Genomic DNA, 16,467 nt, shown 5'->3' with positions numbered 1-16,467 from the left:
TCAGGCCCCTCCCAGGGTGCGGGTGAATCCGGGCGGGATCACCACGTCGTCGCGGGTCAGCTCATGGACGGAGGAGCGGCCGAGGCCCAGCAGGGCGGAGTCGATGCCGCCGCGCAGGATGTCGAGGACGTTCTCCACACCGCTCTGCCCTCCCGCGGCCAGACCCCACAGGTAGGCGCGACCGATCATCACGGCCTTCGCACCGAGTGCCAGCGCCTTGACCACGTCGCTGCCCCGGCGGATTCCGCTGTCCAGCAGGACCTCGACCTGGTTGCCCACCGCTTCCGCGACGGCCGGCAGGGCGCGGATCGGGGCCGGGGTGCTGTCGAGGTTGTTCCCGCCGTGGTTGGACACCGAGATGGCGGTGACGCCCGCGTCGACCGCGCGCAGGGCGTCGTCCACCCGGCAGATGCCCTTGAGCAGGAACGGCCCGTCCCACTGCGCGCGCAGCCAGCGGACGTCTTCCCACGAGGGTGGCGGGGTCTGCATCCACTCGCCGTACGCTCCGAAGAACGTGGGTGCGTCCTGACCTGGGTCGGTGAGGTTGGGTGCCGTCAGGTCGGGCAGGCTGCGGGACCGGAGGAAGTCCAGCAACCAGCGCGGACGGGCGAGCGCCTCCGGGGCGAAGCGGGCCATGGCCTTGAGGTCCAGCCGCTCCGGGATCTTGGGACTGCCCCAGTCGCGGCCATGCGAGAAGGACCAGTCGAGGGTGACGATCAGCGCCTTGGCGCCCGCGTCGTAGGCGTGCTGGACGCGGCGCAGCATCGCGTCCTTCGAGCCCATCCAGTACATCTGGAAGAACGTCCGCGGATTGGCGGCCACCACGTCCGTCAGCGGCTTGCTCGCGAAGGAGCTGAGGCCCATCGCCGTGCCGCGGGCCGCGGCGGCGCGGGCGACGGCCACCTCGCCGTCGGGGTGCACCGCCTGCACACCGGTCGGGGAGATGATCACCGGCAGCGATATCTGCTCGCCCAGGACCGTCGTCGACTGGTCCCGCTTGGCCGACAGCCCGGCGACGTGGGGCGCGAAGCCGAGTTCCGCGAACGCCTTGGTGTTGTCGTCGTAGGACGTGCCCTTCTCGGAACCCGCGAGCAGTGCGCTGTAGACCGACTTCGGCAGCCGCTTGCCCGCCCTTCGCTGGGCCTCGGTGACCGTCTCGAACCACCCGCTCATCACCAGTCTCCTTCTGCTTGGTCCTCGTTCGTCGTCATGCGGGCGGGATCACGCGGCCGGGTTCGCCGGCATCCCGGCCAGCGGGTTCTCGTCGCACATGCGGTCCGGGCGGGCGGTGCGTACGGCGGGCATGCCCAGCGGCACCGTCCGGTGCGAGTGGTCCTTGCCCTGGCGCGGGAGGGTGTCCTGTGCCACTGCGGAGAGCGCGGCGGCGCCGTGGCCCTTGACGCACTCGGGGTCGGGGCCGTCCAGTGGCAGGCCGGTGAAGAACTTCGCGGCCATGCAGCCGCCCTGGCAGGTGTCGTAGGCGGGGCAGCCCGAGCAGGCTCCCCCGGTGGAGGGCCGGCGCAGCTCGGTGAAGAGCGCCGACTCCCGCCACACCCGGTCGAAGCCTCCGGAGGCGCGGACGTTGCCCGCCTTGAACGCGTCGTGGATGGCGAACGGGCAGGCGTACACGTCTCCGACCGGGTCGATCAGGCACACCACACGGCCGGCCCCGCACAGGTTCAGGCCCGGGATGGGCTCCGAGCCGAGCGCGTTGAGGTGGAAGAACGAGTCCCCGGTGAGCACTCGCTCGCCGTGGCCGAGCAGCCAGGAGTAGATCTCGTACTGCTGCTCGGCGGTGGGGTGCAGGTCGTCCCACACATCCGCACCGCGTCCGGAGGGCCGGAGCCGGGTGATGCGCAGCTGGGCACCATAGCGGTCGGCGATCGCGGCGAAGTCGTCGAGCTGGGGCACATTCTGACGGGTCATCACCACCGAGATCTTGAAGTCCCGGAATCCGGCGTCGGCGAGGTTCTCCATGGCCCGGACCGCCATGTCGTACGAGCCCCGGCCGCGCAACGCGTCGTTGACCTCGCGGGTGGCGCCGTCGAGGGAGATCTGGACGTCGACGTAGTCGGTCGCGGCCAGCCGCCGGGCCCGCTCGGGGGTCAGGCGCAGCCCGTTGGTGGAGAACTTCACGCCTACCTGGTGGGCGACCGCGTAGTCCAGCAGGTCCCAGAAGTCGGGGCGGACCGTGGGCTCGCCACCGCCGACGTTGACGTAGAAGACCTGCATGCGCTGGAGCTCGTCGATCACGGACTTGATCTCGTCCGTGGACAGCTCCAGCGGGTCGCGCCGCCCGGAGGACGAGAGGCAGTGCGCACAGGACAGGTTGCACGCGTACGTCCATTCCCAGGTCAGGCAGATCGGGGCGTTCAGTCCGCCCTTGAACTGCTCGACGAGGGCGGGTACGCGCTCGGCGGGTGGGGGATCGTGAAGGGTGGTCATGACCGCGCTCCGGTTCCACTGCGCTGGGGAATGATCATGTCGGCGGCGGCCAGGGAGGCCAGCGCGCGCAGGAACGCGCCCCGCCGGGCGTCGGGTACGCCGGCGAGGGCGTCCCCGACGCTGGGGTGACGGTCGAGTCCCCGGACCAGTTCGACGAGTTCCGGCGCTTTCAGGAAGGACAGCCGCCGGTTGCCGAAGTGGTAGGCGAGCGCCCCGAACGGCTCGGGCCGCAGCGCGACGGAGGGATTCAGCCGGTAGGGGCGCGCCGCGTCGAACGCCTGGGACGTCATGGCGGGCCTCAGTAGACGCCGCACATGCCGTCGATCGAGACCTCTTCGACGAGGACTTCCTCGACGACCTCCTCGACGGCGTTGATGGTGTCCTGTTCGACCCTGACCTGGTCTTCGTTCACGGCAAACCTCCGGATGGGGAAGGGAAGTCGGGGAGCGTGCCGGTCCCGCCGCTCGCGGTGACCGGGGCGTACTCGACGCTACGGCCGGACCGGCGCTCGCCTCGCCCTGCTTCCGGCCGTCCTCGCCCCCTCCGGTCGGACAGGTGTACCCCGGTCCACCGCATCCCCTCTCCGATCGGACGGGGCGCCACCCGTCCGTCCACGCCGCGCAGCCGTCCGAGCGGCCGGTGTCGTGCCGCGGCGAGTTCCCGGAGGGTGAGACACGCCACGAACTCCGGCACGTCCGTGCTCCAACCGGTCATGCGCCGCCGGCACCGGAGCAGTCGACGCAGTCACGCGCGGTCCCCCGCGGAGAGGAATGTCGCGATCATGCAGGTCGAAGAACTTCTCAAGCCGTTCCCGATCAAGGAATTCCACCCCTTCCCCAGGGCTCTGATGGGCCCGGGTGCCCATGAGCTGATCGGCCCGGAGGCCAAGAAACTCGGCTTCCGGCGCACCCTGGTGATGACCACCGGTCTGCGCGGCAGCGACACGGTGCACAAGATCGTCGAGTCGATGAAGTACCACGGCCTTGAGGTCGTGGTGTACGACAAGGTCGAGTCGAACCCCAAGGACTACAACGTCATGGACGCCGTGGCGCTGTACCAGGAGAACAAGTGCGACTCGTTCGTGTCGATCGGCGGCGGCTCGTCGCACGACGCGTGCAAGGGCGCCCGTATCTCCGTCGCCCACGACGGCCGTAGCGTCAACGACTTCGAGGGCTTCAACAAGTCCGAGAATCCGAAGAACCCGCCACACATCGCCGTGTCCACAACAGCGGGCACCGGTTCGGAGACGTCGTGGGCGTACGTCATCACCGACACGACCACGGACCCGGACAACCCGCACAAGTACGTGGCCTTCGACGACGCCTCGGTGGCCAGCCTCGCCATCGACGACCCCACGCTGTACTACGACTGCCCGCTGGACTACACGGCGCAGTGTGGCTTCGACGTCCTCGCGCACGCCTCGGAGCCGTACGTCTCGCGGCTGGACTTCCAGCCGTCGCTGGGCAACGCGCTGCACGCCATCCGGCTGACGGCACGACACCTGCGGCAGGCGGTGTGGAACGGCCAGGACCTGGCGGGGCGCGAGGGCATGATGTACGCGCAGTACATCGCGGCGCAGGCGTTCAACTCCGGTGGCCTGGGGATCATCCATTCCATCTCGCACGCGGTCAGCGCGTTCTACGACACCCACCACGGCCTGAACAACGCCATCGCGCTGCCCCGGGTGTGGGCGTTCAACATGCCGGCCCACTACGAGCGGTTCGCGGACATCGCCGAGGCCATGGGCGTGGACACGCACGGCATGACGAAGGTGCGGGCCGCCGAGGCGGCGCTCGCCGCGGGCATCCGGCTGCTGCGTGACGTCGGCATCCCCGAGAAGTTCACCGATGTCCAGCAGGACACCTACTCCAAGAACCGACTCGGGCAGGGCCCGACGAAGTTCTACGAGCAGGCGAAGGTCATCAAGGGCGACGCCGGTGACGTCGACCGCATCACGAACCACGTCCTCGGCGACGCCTGCACCCCCGGCAACGCCAAGGAGTGCACGTTCGACACGGTGCGCCCCGTCGTCGAGCACTGCATGACCGGCGACCTGGACGACCTGCTCGGCTGAGCACCTCGTGCCCGGGAGCGGGGGTGCCCTGGGACGCCGCCCCCGCTCCCGCCCCATCGGACGGAGGAACCGTGCCCGCCACACCCGAGAACTTTGCGTTCGGCTCGGTCGAGGACGTCGCCGAGCGGTTCGCCGCCCACGGCTACATCACCGACCGGCGGCTCGCCACCACCGTGTTCCTGCAGGCCAGGCTCGACAAGCCGTTGCTGCTGGAGGGCCCGGCCGGCGTCGGCAAGACCGAGCTGGCCAAGACGCTGGCCGCCGCCACCGGGCGCCGGCTGCTGCGCCTGCAGTGCTACGAGGGCCAGGACGAGAGCCGTGCCCTGTACGAGTGGGACTACGGCAAGCAGCTGCTGTACACCCAGATGCTCCGGGACAAGATCGGCGACCTCACGGCCGACGCCCCCGACCTGGCATCCGCCGTCCACCGGATCGAGGAGCAGGACAGCGTCTTCTTCTCCGACCGCTTCCTCGCGCCCCGCCCGCTGCTGGACGCGGTGCGCGGCGAGCAGCCGGCGGTCCTGCTCATCGACGAGGTCGACCGGGCGGACGAGGCACTGGAGGCGGTGCTCCTGGAGTGCCTGGCCGAGTACCAGGTGTCGGTGCCGGAGATCGGCACGTACACCGCGAAGGTCCCCCCATTCGTCGTCCTCACCTCCAACAACACCCGCGACCTGTCGGCCGCGCTGAAGCGCCGCTGCCTGCACCTCTTCCTCGACTATCCCGATGCCGAGCGGGAGTTGGAGATCGTACGGGCCAAGGACACCGGGCTTGCCGAGGCGACCGCCCGCCATCTGGTGGACGTGGTACGGGGTCTGCGCGAGCTACCGCTGCGCAAGAGCCCCAGCATCTCCGAGACCGTCGACTGGGCGCGCACCCTCGCGGTCCTGGGCGTCGACGAACTCGGCCCGGAGGTTCTCGCCGACACCGCCAACGTGGTTCTGAAGTACGAGCGGGACCTGCACCGCGCGCTGGAGGTCCTGCCGCGCCTGGTCGACCCCAACCGCACACTGCCCGAACCCGACCACCATCACCACGACGGCCATCACCACCATGGCGCTCACCGTCACGGCCCCGGGCACGGAGAACCGGCGGAGGCCGACGGGCACGCGGTACGGGCCGCCATGGACCGGCAGGGCCGACACGACGAGGGCTACTACGGCGCCCCGGGCGCCGGACCGACGCACCGCACCACCCCCGGCGCCGGCCAGGGCGCCCGAGCGTTCGCCGCCGTCACGCGGCGCCGTACGGACTGACCGGGGAGGCGTGCATGGAAGCCGGCGTGCACCGATTCGTCCGCGTCCTGCGGCTGTTCGGGCTACGAGTATCCGTGTCGGAGGCGATGGACGCCATGCGCGGGGCGGCCCAGCCCGGCATGCTCGCCCGGCGCGAGACGCTGCGCGAGGCACTGCGCATGACGCTCGTGAAGGATCGGCGCGACCACGCGCTGTTCGACGAGTTGTTCACCGCGTTCTTCTCGCTGCGCCCGGTGGCAGGCGACCCCGCCGGCCACGGCCACACTCATGCGCACGACGACCTGACCGACACCGGCGAACTGGAGTCGTTCACCGTCTCCGACGAGCCGTCCGAGACCCCTCAGCAAGGGCACAGCCACGGCAAGCCGTCCGACATCCGCGACTTCTTCGACCAACAGGACCTGGCCCAGCAGTACAACCTGCACCAGGAAGCCAACAAGATCGATCTGGGCTCGATGACCGACGAGATCGTGCTGTCCAAGGACGGCGCGACCGTCGGGCGCGACGACAGCCCGTCCGTCCAGCTGGAGACCGAGCGGCTGCACGGCGCCGGGATTCCCGGACGGCTCGCGTCGGCGGCCGGGCAGCCCATCGACACGACCCTCACCGTCGCCCAGCGGGACGCCCTGCTCGGCTGGCTCACCCAGGAGACCGACGATGGTCACGAACTCGATACGCTCAAGCAGCGGTTGGCGGGTGTCATCGAGAACCTGCCCGAGCTGCTGAAGCGGCATCTCGACCGGTTGGCGGAACTACAGGCCGTGGCCGTCGAGCCCGCCCGGATCGCTGAACGAGCCCGCCTGGAAACGATCGACGAGGACGAGCGCGGCCAGTTGGAGGAGGCACTGCGCAGGGTGGGCCGCAACGTGCACGGCGCCCTGACCAGCCGCAAGCGCAACACCCCGACGGGCCGTGTCCATCCCGGCCGCACCATGCGCCGCAACATGCGCTACGACGGCGTACCGTTCCGGCCCGTCACCGTCACCCGTGCCGAGGACCGGCCCCGCCTGGTGATCCTCGCGGACGTCTCGCTGTCGGTGCGGGCCACGGCGCGCTTCACCCTCCACCTGGTGCACGGGCTGCAGTCCCTGTTCGGACAGGTCCGCAGCTACGCCTTCGTGGACGAACCCACCGAGATCACCGAGCTGTTCGCCGAGCACCCGCTGGAGCGGGCGCTGGGGCTGGTCTTCGACGGGCTGCCGGCCGGCGGTCTGCTGGACGTGGACGCGACGTCCGACTACGGCCGGACCTTCGAGGCGCTGCTGACCGAACACGCCCCGGCACTGGGCCGCCGCACCACGCTCCTGGTGCTGGGTGACGGCCGCGGCAACGGCAATCCTCCGCGGACCGAGGCGTTCGCGGAAATCACGCGACGGGTGCGCCAGACCATCTGGCTGACCCCGGAGCCACGGTACTCCTGGGCACTGGGCGCCTGTGACCTCCCCCGCTACGCCGAGTACTGCGACCGCGTCCAGGTGGTCGCCGACCTCGCCGGGCTGGAGCGCACCGCCCACAGGATGGCCACGGAGGCGACCGGCCGATGAACACACCGCACCCACCGTCAGGGGAAGCACAGCCATGAGTGTTCCGAGCCTGCGCAGCGCGATCGCCGCGCGCCGCATCGACCCGCTGGCACCGGGCGCGCCCGGCCTGTACGCCGACCCTGTGGTCCGCGTGATCCGCGACAGGCCCGTTCCCGGGCGCGAGGTCCCCCCGCCGATCGTCCGTACCGAGCACTTCACGCTGCGCCGCCGTGGCCGCCGTGTCGAACTGGGCCACTCGCTGCGCCCCGAGCAGTTGGACAACGACCTTGCCGGGCTGCTCGCCGAGGAGCTGTTCGCCCCCGGCTGGCTGTCCGGCAGCGATGTCTTCGAGCGGGTCTTCACCGGGGTGGTGCGCTCGTGCGTGGACGGACCACTGCCCGCCTGGACCACCTTCTACGACAACACGCTGGCCCGCATTCGGCAGTACTGGCGGACCCCGGAGCCCTCCGGACACTCCTCGATCGCCGGATTCGCGCCCGTGTACCGGCGCGCGCTGGAGCTGGTCGCCCCGGGCAGTGTGCTGGACCTGGGCTCCTGCTTCGGCTTCCTGCCGCTGCTGCTCGCCGAGCGGGAGCGGCAGACGGTGATCGCCTCCGACCTCTCCCGGGGCACCATGCGGCTGCTGGGCGCCGTGGCCCGCGCCCGGGGCCGCACGCTCGACGCGCTGGTCTGCGACGCCTCCCGGGTGCCGCTGCCCGACCGCTCGGTGGACACCGTCACCGTCATCCACGTGCTGGAGCACCTCGACGCCGGGCACGGTGACGCCGTCGTGCACGAGGCGCTGCGGCTGGCCCGGCGGCGAGTGGTGGTGGCCGTGCCGTACGAGGACGAGCCGACCGCCGCGTACGGCCACGTGCGGTGCTTCTCCCCGGAGCAACTCGCCGGCCTCGGCCGCCGCACGGGCCACCGCTTCTCGGTCGGCACCTTCCACGGCGGCTGGCTGGTCGTCGAGCCCGGCTGAGCCGCTCCCCCACGAACTGCGCCCCCCGAGGGACACAACGCAAAGGAGTGTTCACGTCCCTCTGGCCGGCACCGCGACCAGGCACCAGGATCCGTTCCCGGTCTCCTGGCTGGTCACGATCGTGCTGCTGACCGTTTCGTCGCGGTCGGTTCTGCCTCTTCCTCCATGTGACCTCGCCGGCCGCCGCAGGGCGTGGACTGCCACTGGGTCGCCCGACTGCGGGCGGAAGGCCGGAGACGGGAGGCCCGTCAGATCACGCCCAGCTTGCTCGCCCCGTACACGGCCTCCGCCCGGCTGCTCGCATCCATCTTGCGCATGATGTTGCGGACGTGGAACTTCACCGTGGTCTCCGAGATGTACAGCTTCCCGCCGATCTCCCGGTTGCTCAGCCCATGGGCGAGCAACTGAAGAACTCTCAACTCCCGTTCGGTGAACTTCGGCCGTTCCGGCTGCACGCGCATCGAGCGCACCATCGCCGCGGCCGCGTGCGAGTCGAAGGCGCTCTCGTTACGGGCCACCGCACGAATGGAGCGCAGCAGTTCGGTGGTGTCCACGTCCTTGACCACGTAGCCGCGCGCTCCGTGCTGGATCGCCTCCACGACCAGCGAGTCGTCGAGGAAGGTGGTGAGCACCAGCACCGCAAGCTCAGGGTGGCGCTGCGTCAGCCGGGAGCACAGGTCCAAGCCCTCGGTGTCGGCCGCCGTGGACAGCTTCAGATCGAGAAGCACGATCGACGGACGCGTCTGTTCGACAACGGCGGCCGCCTCGGCGGCCGTGCTCGCCTCGCCGACCACCTCCAGGTCGCTCTCGCGTTCCAGGATCGACCGCAGTCCGTGCCGGACGATGGCATGGTCGTCGACGAGTACGATCCGCAAGGCCCGCGTGGGTACGTGAGTCCGCTGCTCAGTGGTCATCCGTTGCCTCCCCGACGCGCGTCACCGGCAGCGGGACGTCGACCCGCAGCAGGACGCCTCCCATCGCCGACCGGCGGATCGACAGTCTGCCGCCCAGTTCCTCCGCCCGGGCCACCATGTTCGCCAGCCCCCGATGGCGTCCGGCGAGATCGGTCACCCGGGACACGCGCAAGGCGCGGCGCAGCTGCGCAGGGTCGCCGCCGCCGTCGTCGGACACGGTCAGCACGAGCATCCCGGGCAGATACCGCAAGCGCACCAGTGCTCGACCGGCCTTGCCATGCGTGGCGGAGTTGAACAGGGCCTCGCCGGTCATCCGGAGTATCGACTGCTCGGCCTCGGGCGGCAGCGGCACCGGGCTGCCCGTCACCCGTACCCGGACGTCGAGTTCCGTGGGCAGGTGCACCGTGGACAGCCTCTGCAGCATCACCGGGAGCGGGCCCGCCGGCTCCTGCGAGGTGTGGTGGAGGGCGTAGATCGCGGCACGCAGCCGCTCCACGGCCTGCCGGTTGAGGTCCTTGGCGTCGGCCAGCCGGCCGGCGATCTCCGTGGCCGGTCCGCCCAGGCCCGCCAGTTCCGCACGGCACACTTCGACGGTCATCCCGGCGCTGAGCACATATTGGGAGACGCTGTCGTGCAGTTCGCGCGCGATGCGACGCCGCTCGTCGTCGAGTGCCTGCCGCTGCATAGCGTCCAGCAGCCGCGCCTGCGTCTCGGCCAGTTCGGCGCTGCGCGCGGCCAGGTCCCGGGCCTGCCGCTCCGCCGCCTCGGACAGTTCCTCGGCGCGTCCGCGCAGGGTGGTCGCCGCGTGGAACAGGAACGTGTGGTGCAGCGCCACAGCGGCCTGATTGGCGAGGACCCGCAGGATGGCCAGGTCCGTGTCGGCGACCTCGACACCGGCGCCGGGCTCAGCGGCGATGCCGCCGACCGGCTCGTCGTCCAGGGTCATAGGCGCGCGCACCCAGCCCCGGCCCCGGTCGGGCTCCTGGGCCTCCCAGGGGCGGGTGCGCAGCAGCTTCAGATGTTCACGCACCTCAGCTGGTATCCGGGTCTCGTCGTCGATGAACACGTCGTCGGCGTACAGCAGGAAGCGCGGACGGGCGGCCCGCAGCGCGCCGTCGGCGACGGCCAGCAGCAGCCAGCGGGCGCGCAGATGCTCGGCCGCGGTCCGCACGACGGTCTCGACCAGGGCGCGCGGTCCCTCCGCCGTGCGCACAAGGGCACGGGAGATGCCGTCGAGCGCCTCCACGGTCCTCTCCAGCCGCTCGGTGGAGCGGACGTACGCCGGGTAGAAGGACCGCTTGCCGGACCGCAGTCCGGTGAGGACTCCCAGGTCGGCGGTCCGGTTCGTGCGTTCGGGGGTGCTCACCGGGATCGCCTCACAGTGCCTCGCGGAACAGTGTCTCCATGTCCCGCACGTCGACGTCCCTGGGGTTGGTGGCCATACACGCGTCTTTGAGCGTCGTGCGGGCGAGGACCGGCACGTCTCGCTCCGCGACCCCGAGGCTCGCCAGTCCCTTCGGCACGCCGACGTCGTCCGCCAGTGCGCGCACCAGATCCGCGAGCTGTTCGGCCACCTCCTGCGCCGGTACACCGGAGACCGGAAGGCCGGCCGCCGCGCCCAGCGCGACGAAGCGCTCCGGCCACGCCTCGGCGTTGAACCGGATGACGTGCGGCAGGAGCACGCCGTTGACCACGCCGTGCGGGGCGTCCAGCAGACCGCCGACCTGGTGGCTCATGGCGTGCGTCGCGCCGAGGATGGCGTTGGTGAAGGCCATGCCGGCCTCCAGCGCGGCCTGGGCCATGGCGAGCCGGGCTCCGAAGTCCCTGGGGTCGACCTGGGTGCGCACCAGGTTCGCGGTGATCAGCTCGACCGCGTGCAGGGCGTGGTTGTCCGTCAGCGGATTGTGTGCCCGGGAGACGAACGCCTCGATGGCGTGCGTCAGCGCGTCCAGGCCGGTGGCGGCGTTGAGCCAGTCCGGCATGGTGGTCAGCAGCCGCGGGTCGACCACCGAGATCTCGGGTACCAGCGTGCGGCTCACAATGGTGATCTTGACGTGCTCGGTGGTGTCGGTGATCACGGCGAACTGGGAGACGTCCGCGCCGGTGCCCGACGTGGAGGGCACCATCACGGTCGGGGGGATGGGCTGCACGACCTGGTCCACACCCTCGTAGTCGAGGATGTGCCCGCCGTTGCTCGACAGAATCGCCACGCCCTTGGCCGCGTCGATGACCGAGCCGCCGCCGACCCCCACGATCACGTCGCAGCCACTGGCGGCGTACCGCTCGAAGCCGGCCTGGACCTCATGGTCCTTGGGGTTGGGCGTCACGTCACACCACACGACAGGGCGCAGACCGGCCCTGCGCAGGTGGCCGACCGCCTCGTCCACCCAGCCTGCCTCCATCAGCCCGGCATCGGTGACCAGGAAAGGCCGGCGACCGCCGAGGCGCAGCGCACAGTGCCCGAGCTCCGTGAGAGAACCGGGCCCGAACACGACCTCGGGCACATGGAACTTGGCCAGCCGGGCGGACTGCCGCACGGCCTGCGTGCTCGTCCGCTGCGGTCCCAGAAGCTCGCAGTGGCGCTCGTCTCGACTCCAGTCGGCACTCGGATCGTTACCGTCCGCCACCGTGACGTGAGGCGTGAGCGACATGCGACCTCCAAAGGGCGGGAAGCCCGCAACGCACATGCAACCTTGCTTTTACCGCCGAGTTGGTCGATAACACTGTCGTCCAACTGAAAACCACGCTAGGCGCGCGCGCCGGGGTACGGCACCTGCCCGATCGGACAGGGAGTGCGGACCGCTCGGACAGGTGCCGGCGCGGTCGCTGTGGACAATAATCGATCGTCCCCGTTCGATGACAGGGGAAAGCACATGTCACAACGCAGTGACCTCCGGCGGCGCAGGGCCGCGCTGGAGAGCGAGTGGTCCCGCCTGGTGCCGGAGATGAGGACCGCCGGATCGAAACCGAGTGGTCTGGAAGCGGTGCGCGACGACGTGACCGAATCGTGGGTTCGCTCGCTGAGCAGCGTGGATCCGGGCCGGGACAGCGCCCCGGTCACGGACGAGGCCGCTGTGCAGCACCGCTGGAGCGGCTCGCCGCTGCGCCGGCCGGTCGACGGCCTCGCCGACGAGTTGCGCAGCATCGCGGAGGACGCCGGCTTCGTCACCGCGCTCACCGACGAGTCCGGCACGATTCTGTGGACGTGCGGCGGGCGGACCATGCGCCGACGGGCCGAGCGTGTCAACTTCGCGCCGGGCGGTCGGTGGGACGAGCAGGCCATGGGCACCAACGCGTTGTCCCTCGCGCTGCGCACCGGCCGCCCCAGCTCCGTCTTCTCGGCCGAGCACCTGGTGACGGCCCTGCACGACTGGGTCTGCTATTGCGCTCCCGTGCACGGCCCGGATGGACGCGTCCTCGGCGTTCTCGACATGTCCACCACCTGGGACCGCTCCAACCCTCTCGCGATGTCCACGGTGCGCTCGCTGGTCGCCACCGTCGAGGCCCGGCTCCGTACAGAACCCCCCTCGCGCCCCGACGGTAACAATGACCCCCTGAACCTCACCTGCCTCGGTGCCGGAAGTGCCGTACGCAAGGGCGTTCCCCTCCCCCTGCGGCCCCGGCAACTGGAGATCCTCACACTGCTCGCGCTGGAACCGGACGGATACTCTCCCGAACGCCTCCGCGAGGCCGTGTACGGCGACCGGCCGGTGACGACGTCCACGTTCAAGGCGGAGATCTCCCATCTGCGGCGCGCCCTCGACGGCGGGGTCGCCACCCGTCGTTACACGCTGACCACACCTGTGTCCTGCGACGCCGTCGATGTGCTGCGGGCGCTGGAGAAGGGGGACGCGGACACCGCCCTGCGGTTGTACCGGGGCCCGCTGCTCCCCTGGTCCGAGGCGCCGGGCATCGCGGAGTGGCGCACCCATCTCGAGGTGGCGGTGCGCGAGGCGGTACTCGCCAGCGCCCGTCCGGAGCACGCGCTGCGGTACGGCGAACGGGCCCCGTACGACGTGGAGGTACACGAGCACGCTCTGAGCCTGCTCGGCCCGCGGGACGCCCGTCGCGCCATCGCGGCCGGCCGCCTCGGCGCGGCCCTGCGCGACTGACGCCGCGCCCTCAGCGCACCAACCTCCCGCCAACCTCGGGGGCTCAGAGTGCACCCCATCACGACGGCGTGGGCCGTCGTACCGCACCGACATCCTCCGAGGAGAGCCGCCATGGTGTACGCGCAGCCAGGAGCAGACGGCAGCATCGTCAACTTCGCCCGGCGATACGACAACTTCATCGGCGGTGACTGGGTCGCCCCAGCGGAGGGCCGGTACTTCGAGAACACCACGCCGGTCACCGGAAAGACGTTCTGTGAGGTGGCCCGCTCCTCCGCCGCCGACATCGACCTCGCCCTGGACGCCGCCCACGCCGCCGCACCCGGGTGGGGCCGCACCTCCACGACGGATCGGGCGAACATCCTCAACAAGATCGCCGATCGGCTGGAGGCGAACCTGGAGAGGATCGCGGTCGCGGAGACCTGGGAGAACGGCAAGCCGGTGCGTGAAACGCTGGCCGCCGACATTCCCCTGGCCATCGACCACTTCCGCTACTTCGCGGGCGTGGTCCGTGCCCAGGAGGGCAGCATCGCCGAGATCGACGCGGACACGGTCGCCTACCACTTCCACGAGCCGCTGGGCGTGGTCGGCCAGATCATTCCGTGGAACTTCCCGATCCTGATGGCCGCCTGGAAGCTGGCGCCCGCGCTGGCCGCCGGCAACTGCGTGGTCATCAAGCCCGCCGAACAGACCCCGGTCAGTCTCCTGCTGGTGGTCGAACTCATCGCCGACCTGCTCCCGCCGGGCGTGCTCAACGTCGTCAACGGCTTCGGCGTCGAGGCGGGCAAGCCGCTCGCGTCCAGCTCGCGGGTGGCCAAGGTGGCGTTCACCGGTGAGACCACCACGGGCCGCCTGATCATGCAGTACGCGAGCGAGAACATCATTCCCGTCACGCTGGAGCTGGGCGGCAAGAGCCCGAACATCTTCCTGCCGGACGTGATGGCCGCCGACGACGACTTCCTGGACAAGGCCGTCGAAGGTTTCGTGATGTTCGCGCTGAACCAGGGCGAGGTGTGCACCTGCCCCTCGCGCGCCCTGATCCACTCGTCGATCTACGACGACTTCATGGCCCGCTGCGTCGAGCGCACCAAGGCCATCGTCAGCGGCGACCCGCTGGACCCGGCCACCATGATCGGTGCCCAGGCCAGCAACGACCAGTACGAGAAGATCCTTTCCTACATCGACATCGGCAAGAAGGAGGGCGCCGAACTCCTCACCGGCGGCAACCCCCGCGCCGTTGCCGGACTGGAGGGCGGCTACTACATCGAGCCGACCATCTTCCGCGGCACCAACGACATGCGCATCTTCCAGGAGGAGATCTTCGGTCCCGTCGTCTCGGTCACCACCTACGACTCGGTCGACGAGGCCCTGAAGATCGCGAACGACACGCTGTACGGCCTCGGGGCCGGCGTCTGGACGCGGGACGGCAACACCGCCTACCGCCTCGGCCGGGAGATCAAGGCCGGCCGCGTGTGGACGAACTGCTACCACGCCTACCCGGCGCACGCCGCCTTCGGCGGCTACAAGAAGTCCGGCATCGGCCGCGAGACCCACAAGATGATGCTCGACCACTACCAGCAGACCAAGAACCTGCTGGTCAGCTACTCCGGACAGAAGCTCGGGTTCTTCTGATGGCCACCCGCACCGGGCGCGTCGAGCTGACACCGGCCGCCGAGGACCTGGTGCGGCGGCTCGCCGGGGCACACGGGCCGCTGATGTTCCACCAGTCCGGTGGCTGCTGCGACGGCAGCGCGCCCATGTGCTACCCCCGCGGTGAGTTCCGGGTCGGGGCCTCGGACGTCCTGCTCGGCCACGTCGCAGGAGACATCCCCTTCTGGATGAGCGCCGACCAGTACGCGTACTGGCGGCACACCCACCTCACCGTCGACGTGGTCCCGGGCCGGGGCAGCGGCTTCTCCCTCGAAGCTCCCGAGGGCGTGCGCTTCCTGCTCCGCTCCCGGGTCCTCACCGACGAGGAGTGGGAACGCCTCGCCGCGGAACCACCCCTGCCGACCGGTGCGGACACCGACGGCTGACCCGTCGACGCCCGGGAACAGGGACACCGGACCACCACCGCGCCGGTGCAGGCGGTAACAAGAGCGGGGCCGGACACCCACGCGTCCGGCCCCGCGACGTCCCACCCGGGCCGGGACACCCCTCCTTCCGGAGAGGGTGGATGCGACCCGTCGCCCAGCTACGCCGGCTTTCAGCTCTCATCACAGGACGCGGGCGACTCCAGAGCTGACTGAACGTCAGAAAGCCCGAGACCACGACGTCCCCTTCTTCCGCCAGACTCAAGGCCGACCATGTGCACCACAACCCTCAGAGAGACGAGAAAGCCGCCCGCCGGATCCCTTGAGGAGCGACGGCCCGCCGCTCAGCCGATCGTCTCCCCTGACCGGGGGATGCCGCCCGCCGCTCACCCCGAGGCCAGGACCGCCCTCGCTCACGAGGCCGTCCTGGCCCTGCCGGCGGAGGCCCGGTGGGTTCCGGTGGCGCGCCGCTGCGTCGTCGCCGTCCTGACCCAGTGGCGGTTCCCGTCCGCCGACCGGGAGTCCGCCGAGCTCATCGTCGGGGAACTCGCCGCCAACGCCGCCGAGCACGGCCGTCACGACATGACCGTCCACCTGTCCCTGCACAAGGGAGTCCTGTGGATCTCGGTGACGGACTCCGGTGTCCCGGGGCGGCCACGCCGAACCGCTCGGCAGATGGCCGAGGCCACGGTCCGCCACTTCGCGTTCATGAACCGCGGCCTGCACCTGACCACCCCACGCTGTCCCGCATGCTCGGCTCGTCGAGCGAGGCCGACGGCGCGGTCCAGGAGGTACGGCCGCGACTGACCCTCACCGATACGGACGGCCTCGACAACGCCCGTGCCAGGGCATCCAGTTCGGCATGGGTCGACGCGCCTGGCGGCTGAGGAGACGCCCGGGGCCAGCGCGGAAGCCGGAGAACTCGCGCACGTGGTGCCGGACCGCTGCCCCGCACTCGTCCTCGGTGGCTTCCGTTCTGACCAGCAGCCTCAGCATCGTATTGCGCATCTCTTGCACGACAGGGCCCGTCGCTGGTGCGCGGCTGCGGCAATCGAGTGCCGGCCACACGTGCCTACGCTGCGTGCAGGGGCAGGTAGTGGACCGACCAGGTAGGACACGAATGCGGCGAAG

At 70.5% G+C, this 16,467-nt stretch carries 15 protein-coding genes; 8 read left to right on the top strand and 7 right to left on the bottom strand.

Annotated features, from left to right (window positions below; genetic code table 11):
- The 4 genes from mftD to mftA are packed head-to-tail and all read right to left on the bottom strand — an operon-like array spanning position 1 to position 2,857.
- Complete coding sequence (gene mftD / locus ACSU6L_RS34130; RefSeq protein WP_437063172.1) at positions 1-1,173, bottom strand: pre-mycofactocin synthase MftD; 1,173 nt, start codon at positions 1,171-1,173, stop codon at positions 1-3.
- 48 nt (positions 1,174-1,221) lie between these two features.
- Positions 1,222-2,445 (bottom strand): mycofactocin radical SAM maturase, encoded by a 1,224-nt coding sequence (gene mftC, locus ACSU6L_RS34125; protein WP_437063170.1) that lies wholly within the window; start codon positions 2,443-2,445, stop codon positions 1,222-1,224.
- Positions 2,442-2,735 (bottom strand): mycofactocin biosynthesis chaperone MftB, encoded by a 294-nt coding sequence (gene mftB, locus ACSU6L_RS34120; RefSeq protein WP_437063168.1) that lies wholly within the window; start codon positions 2,733-2,735, stop codon positions 2,442-2,444. The genes mftC and mftB overlap by 4 nt, the downstream gene beginning before the upstream one ends.
- An 8-nt stretch (positions 2,736-2,743) precedes the next feature.
- Positions 2,744-2,857: a mycofactocin precursor MftA gene (gene mftA, locus ACSU6L_RS34115; protein WP_437063166.1), complete on the bottom strand. Its 114-nt coding sequence runs from the start codon at positions 2,855-2,857 to the stop codon at positions 2,744-2,746.
- A gap of 369 nt (positions 2,858-3,226) precedes the next feature.
- Between mftA and mdo the strand changes: the two genes are divergently transcribed.
- The 4 genes from mdo to mftM all read left to right on the top strand — a co-directional run bounded on the left by mdo (position 3,227) and on the right by mftM (position 8,280).
- Positions 3,227-4,519 (top strand): NDMA-dependent methanol dehydrogenase, encoded by a 1,293-nt coding sequence (gene mdo / locus ACSU6L_RS34110; protein ID WP_437063164.1) that lies wholly within the window; start codon positions 3,227-3,229, stop codon positions 4,517-4,519.
- Positions 4,520-4,590: 71 nt separating this feature from the next.
- Positions 4,591-5,775, top strand: a complete 1,185-nt coding sequence (locus ACSU6L_RS34105) for an AAA family ATPase (RefSeq protein WP_437063162.1) — start codon at positions 4,591-4,593, stop codon at positions 5,773-5,775.
- A gap of 26 nt (positions 5,776-5,801) precedes the next feature.
- Positions 5,802-7,319, top strand: a complete 1,518-nt coding sequence (locus ACSU6L_RS34100; protein ID WP_437063160.1) for a VWA domain-containing protein — start codon at positions 5,802-5,804, stop codon at positions 7,317-7,319.
- Between the two features lie 34 nt (positions 7,320-7,353).
- A complete protein-coding gene (gene mftM, locus ACSU6L_RS34095) occupies positions 7,354-8,280 on the top strand; it encodes a mycofactocin oligosaccharide methyltransferase MftM (protein ID WP_437063158.1) in 927 nt (308 codons plus the stop codon).
- A gap of 248 nt (positions 8,281-8,528) precedes the next feature.
- On the opposite strand, the gene ACSU6L_RS34090 is transcribed toward mftM, so the two are convergent.
- Genes ACSU6L_RS34090 through ACSU6L_RS34080 form a run of 3 tightly spaced genes read right to left on the bottom strand, consistent with a single transcriptional unit; the run spans position 8,529 to position 11,845 of the window.
- Positions 8,529-9,194: a MadR family response regulator transcription factor gene (locus ACSU6L_RS34090; protein WP_437063156.1), complete on the bottom strand. Its 666-nt coding sequence runs from the start codon at positions 9,192-9,194 to the stop codon at positions 8,529-8,531.
- Positions 9,184-10,560, bottom strand: coding sequence for a MadS family sensor histidine kinase (locus tag ACSU6L_RS34085; protein WP_437063154.1), 1,377 nt, complete (start codon positions 10,558-10,560; stop codon positions 9,184-9,186). The genes ACSU6L_RS34090 and ACSU6L_RS34085 overlap by 11 nt, the downstream gene beginning before the upstream one ends.
- 10 nt (positions 10,561-10,570) lie before the next feature.
- On the bottom strand, positions 10,571-11,845 hold the full coding sequence (locus ACSU6L_RS34080) for an iron-containing alcohol dehydrogenase (RefSeq protein ID WP_437063152.1): 1,275 nt from the start codon (positions 11,843-11,845) through the stop codon (positions 10,571-10,573).
- A 222-nt stretch (positions 11,846-12,067) separates the two neighbouring features.
- On the opposite strand from ACSU6L_RS34080, the gene ACSU6L_RS34075 reads away from it, so the two are divergent.
- The 4 genes from ACSU6L_RS34075 (at position 12,068) to ACSU6L_RS34060 (ending at position 16,143) form a co-directional block, all read left to right on the top strand.
- Positions 12,068-13,306, top strand: a complete 1,239-nt coding sequence (locus tag ACSU6L_RS34075) for a transcriptional regulator (protein ID WP_437063150.1) — start codon at positions 12,068-12,070, stop codon at positions 13,304-13,306.
- Between the two features lie 111 nt (positions 13,307-13,417).
- Positions 13,418-14,935: an aldehyde dehydrogenase gene (adh, locus tag ACSU6L_RS34070; protein ID WP_437063148.1), complete on the top strand. Its 1,518-nt coding sequence runs from the start codon at positions 13,418-13,420 to the stop codon at positions 14,933-14,935.
- On the top strand, positions 14,935-15,339 hold the full coding sequence (locus ACSU6L_RS34065; RefSeq protein WP_437063146.1) for a DUF779 domain-containing protein: 405 nt from the start codon (positions 14,935-14,937) through the stop codon (positions 15,337-15,339). Before adh ends, ACSU6L_RS34065 begins: the two co-directional genes overlap by 1 nt.
- A 270-nt stretch (positions 15,340-15,609) precedes the next feature.
- The gene (locus tag ACSU6L_RS34060) at positions 15,610-16,143 is read left to right on the top strand and encodes an ATP-binding protein (protein ID WP_437063144.1); all 534 of its coding nucleotides are present in this window, start codon (positions 15,610-15,612) and stop codon (positions 16,141-16,143) included.
- Positions 16,144-16,467 lie beyond the last annotated feature (324 nt).

Source organism: Streptomyces sp. enrichment culture, assembly GCF_964272855.1.
GTDB lineage: Bacteria > Actinomycetota > Actinomycetes > Streptomycetales > Streptomycetaceae > Streptomyces.
Note: the sequence above shows the minus strand (reverse complement) of the source record. Positions and strands in the feature narration are given on the sequence as shown.

What these genes read in the sequence shown, in the direction of transcription:
- mftD (WP_437063172.1), bottom strand. Translation starts at nt 1,173, where the DNA reads ATGAGCGGGTGGTTCGAGACGGTCACCGAGGCCCAGCGAAGGGCGGGC.
- mftC (WP_437063170.1), bottom strand. Translation starts at nt 2,445, where the DNA reads ATGACCACCCTTCACGATCCCCCACCCGCCGAGCGCGTACCCGCCCTC.
- mftB (WP_437063168.1), bottom strand. Translation starts at nt 2,735, where the DNA reads ATGACGTCCCAGGCGTTCGACGCGGCGCGCCCCTACCGGCTGAATCCC.
- mdo (WP_437063164.1), top strand. Translation starts at nt 3,227, where the DNA reads ATGCAGGTCGAAGAACTTCTCAAGCCGTTCCCGATCAAGGAATTCCAC.
- mftM (WP_437063158.1), top strand. Translation starts at nt 7,354, where the DNA reads ATGAGTGTTCCGAGCCTGCGCAGCGCGATCGCCGCGCGCCGCATCGAC.
- ACSU6L_RS34090 (WP_437063156.1), bottom strand. Translation starts at nt 9,194, where the DNA reads ATGACCACTGAGCAGCGGACTCACGTACCCACGCGGGCCTTGCGGATC.
- ACSU6L_RS34080 (WP_437063152.1), bottom strand. Translation starts at nt 11,845, where the DNA reads ATGTCGCTCACGCCTCACGTCACGGTGGCGGACGGTAACGATCCGAGT.
- ACSU6L_RS34075 (WP_437063150.1), top strand. Translation starts at nt 12,068, where the DNA reads ATGTCACAACGCAGTGACCTCCGGCGGCGCAGGGCCGCGCTGGAGAGC.
- adh (WP_437063148.1), top strand. Translation starts at nt 13,418, where the DNA reads ATGGTGTACGCGCAGCCAGGAGCAGACGGCAGCATCGTCAACTTCGCC.
- ACSU6L_RS34065 (WP_437063146.1), top strand. Translation starts at nt 14,935, where the DNA reads ATGGCCACCCGCACCGGGCGCGTCGAGCTGACACCGGCCGCCGAGGAC.
- ACSU6L_RS34060 (WP_437063144.1), top strand. Translation starts at nt 15,610, where the DNA reads ATGTGCACCACAACCCTCAGAGAGACGAGAAAGCCGCCCGCCGGATCC.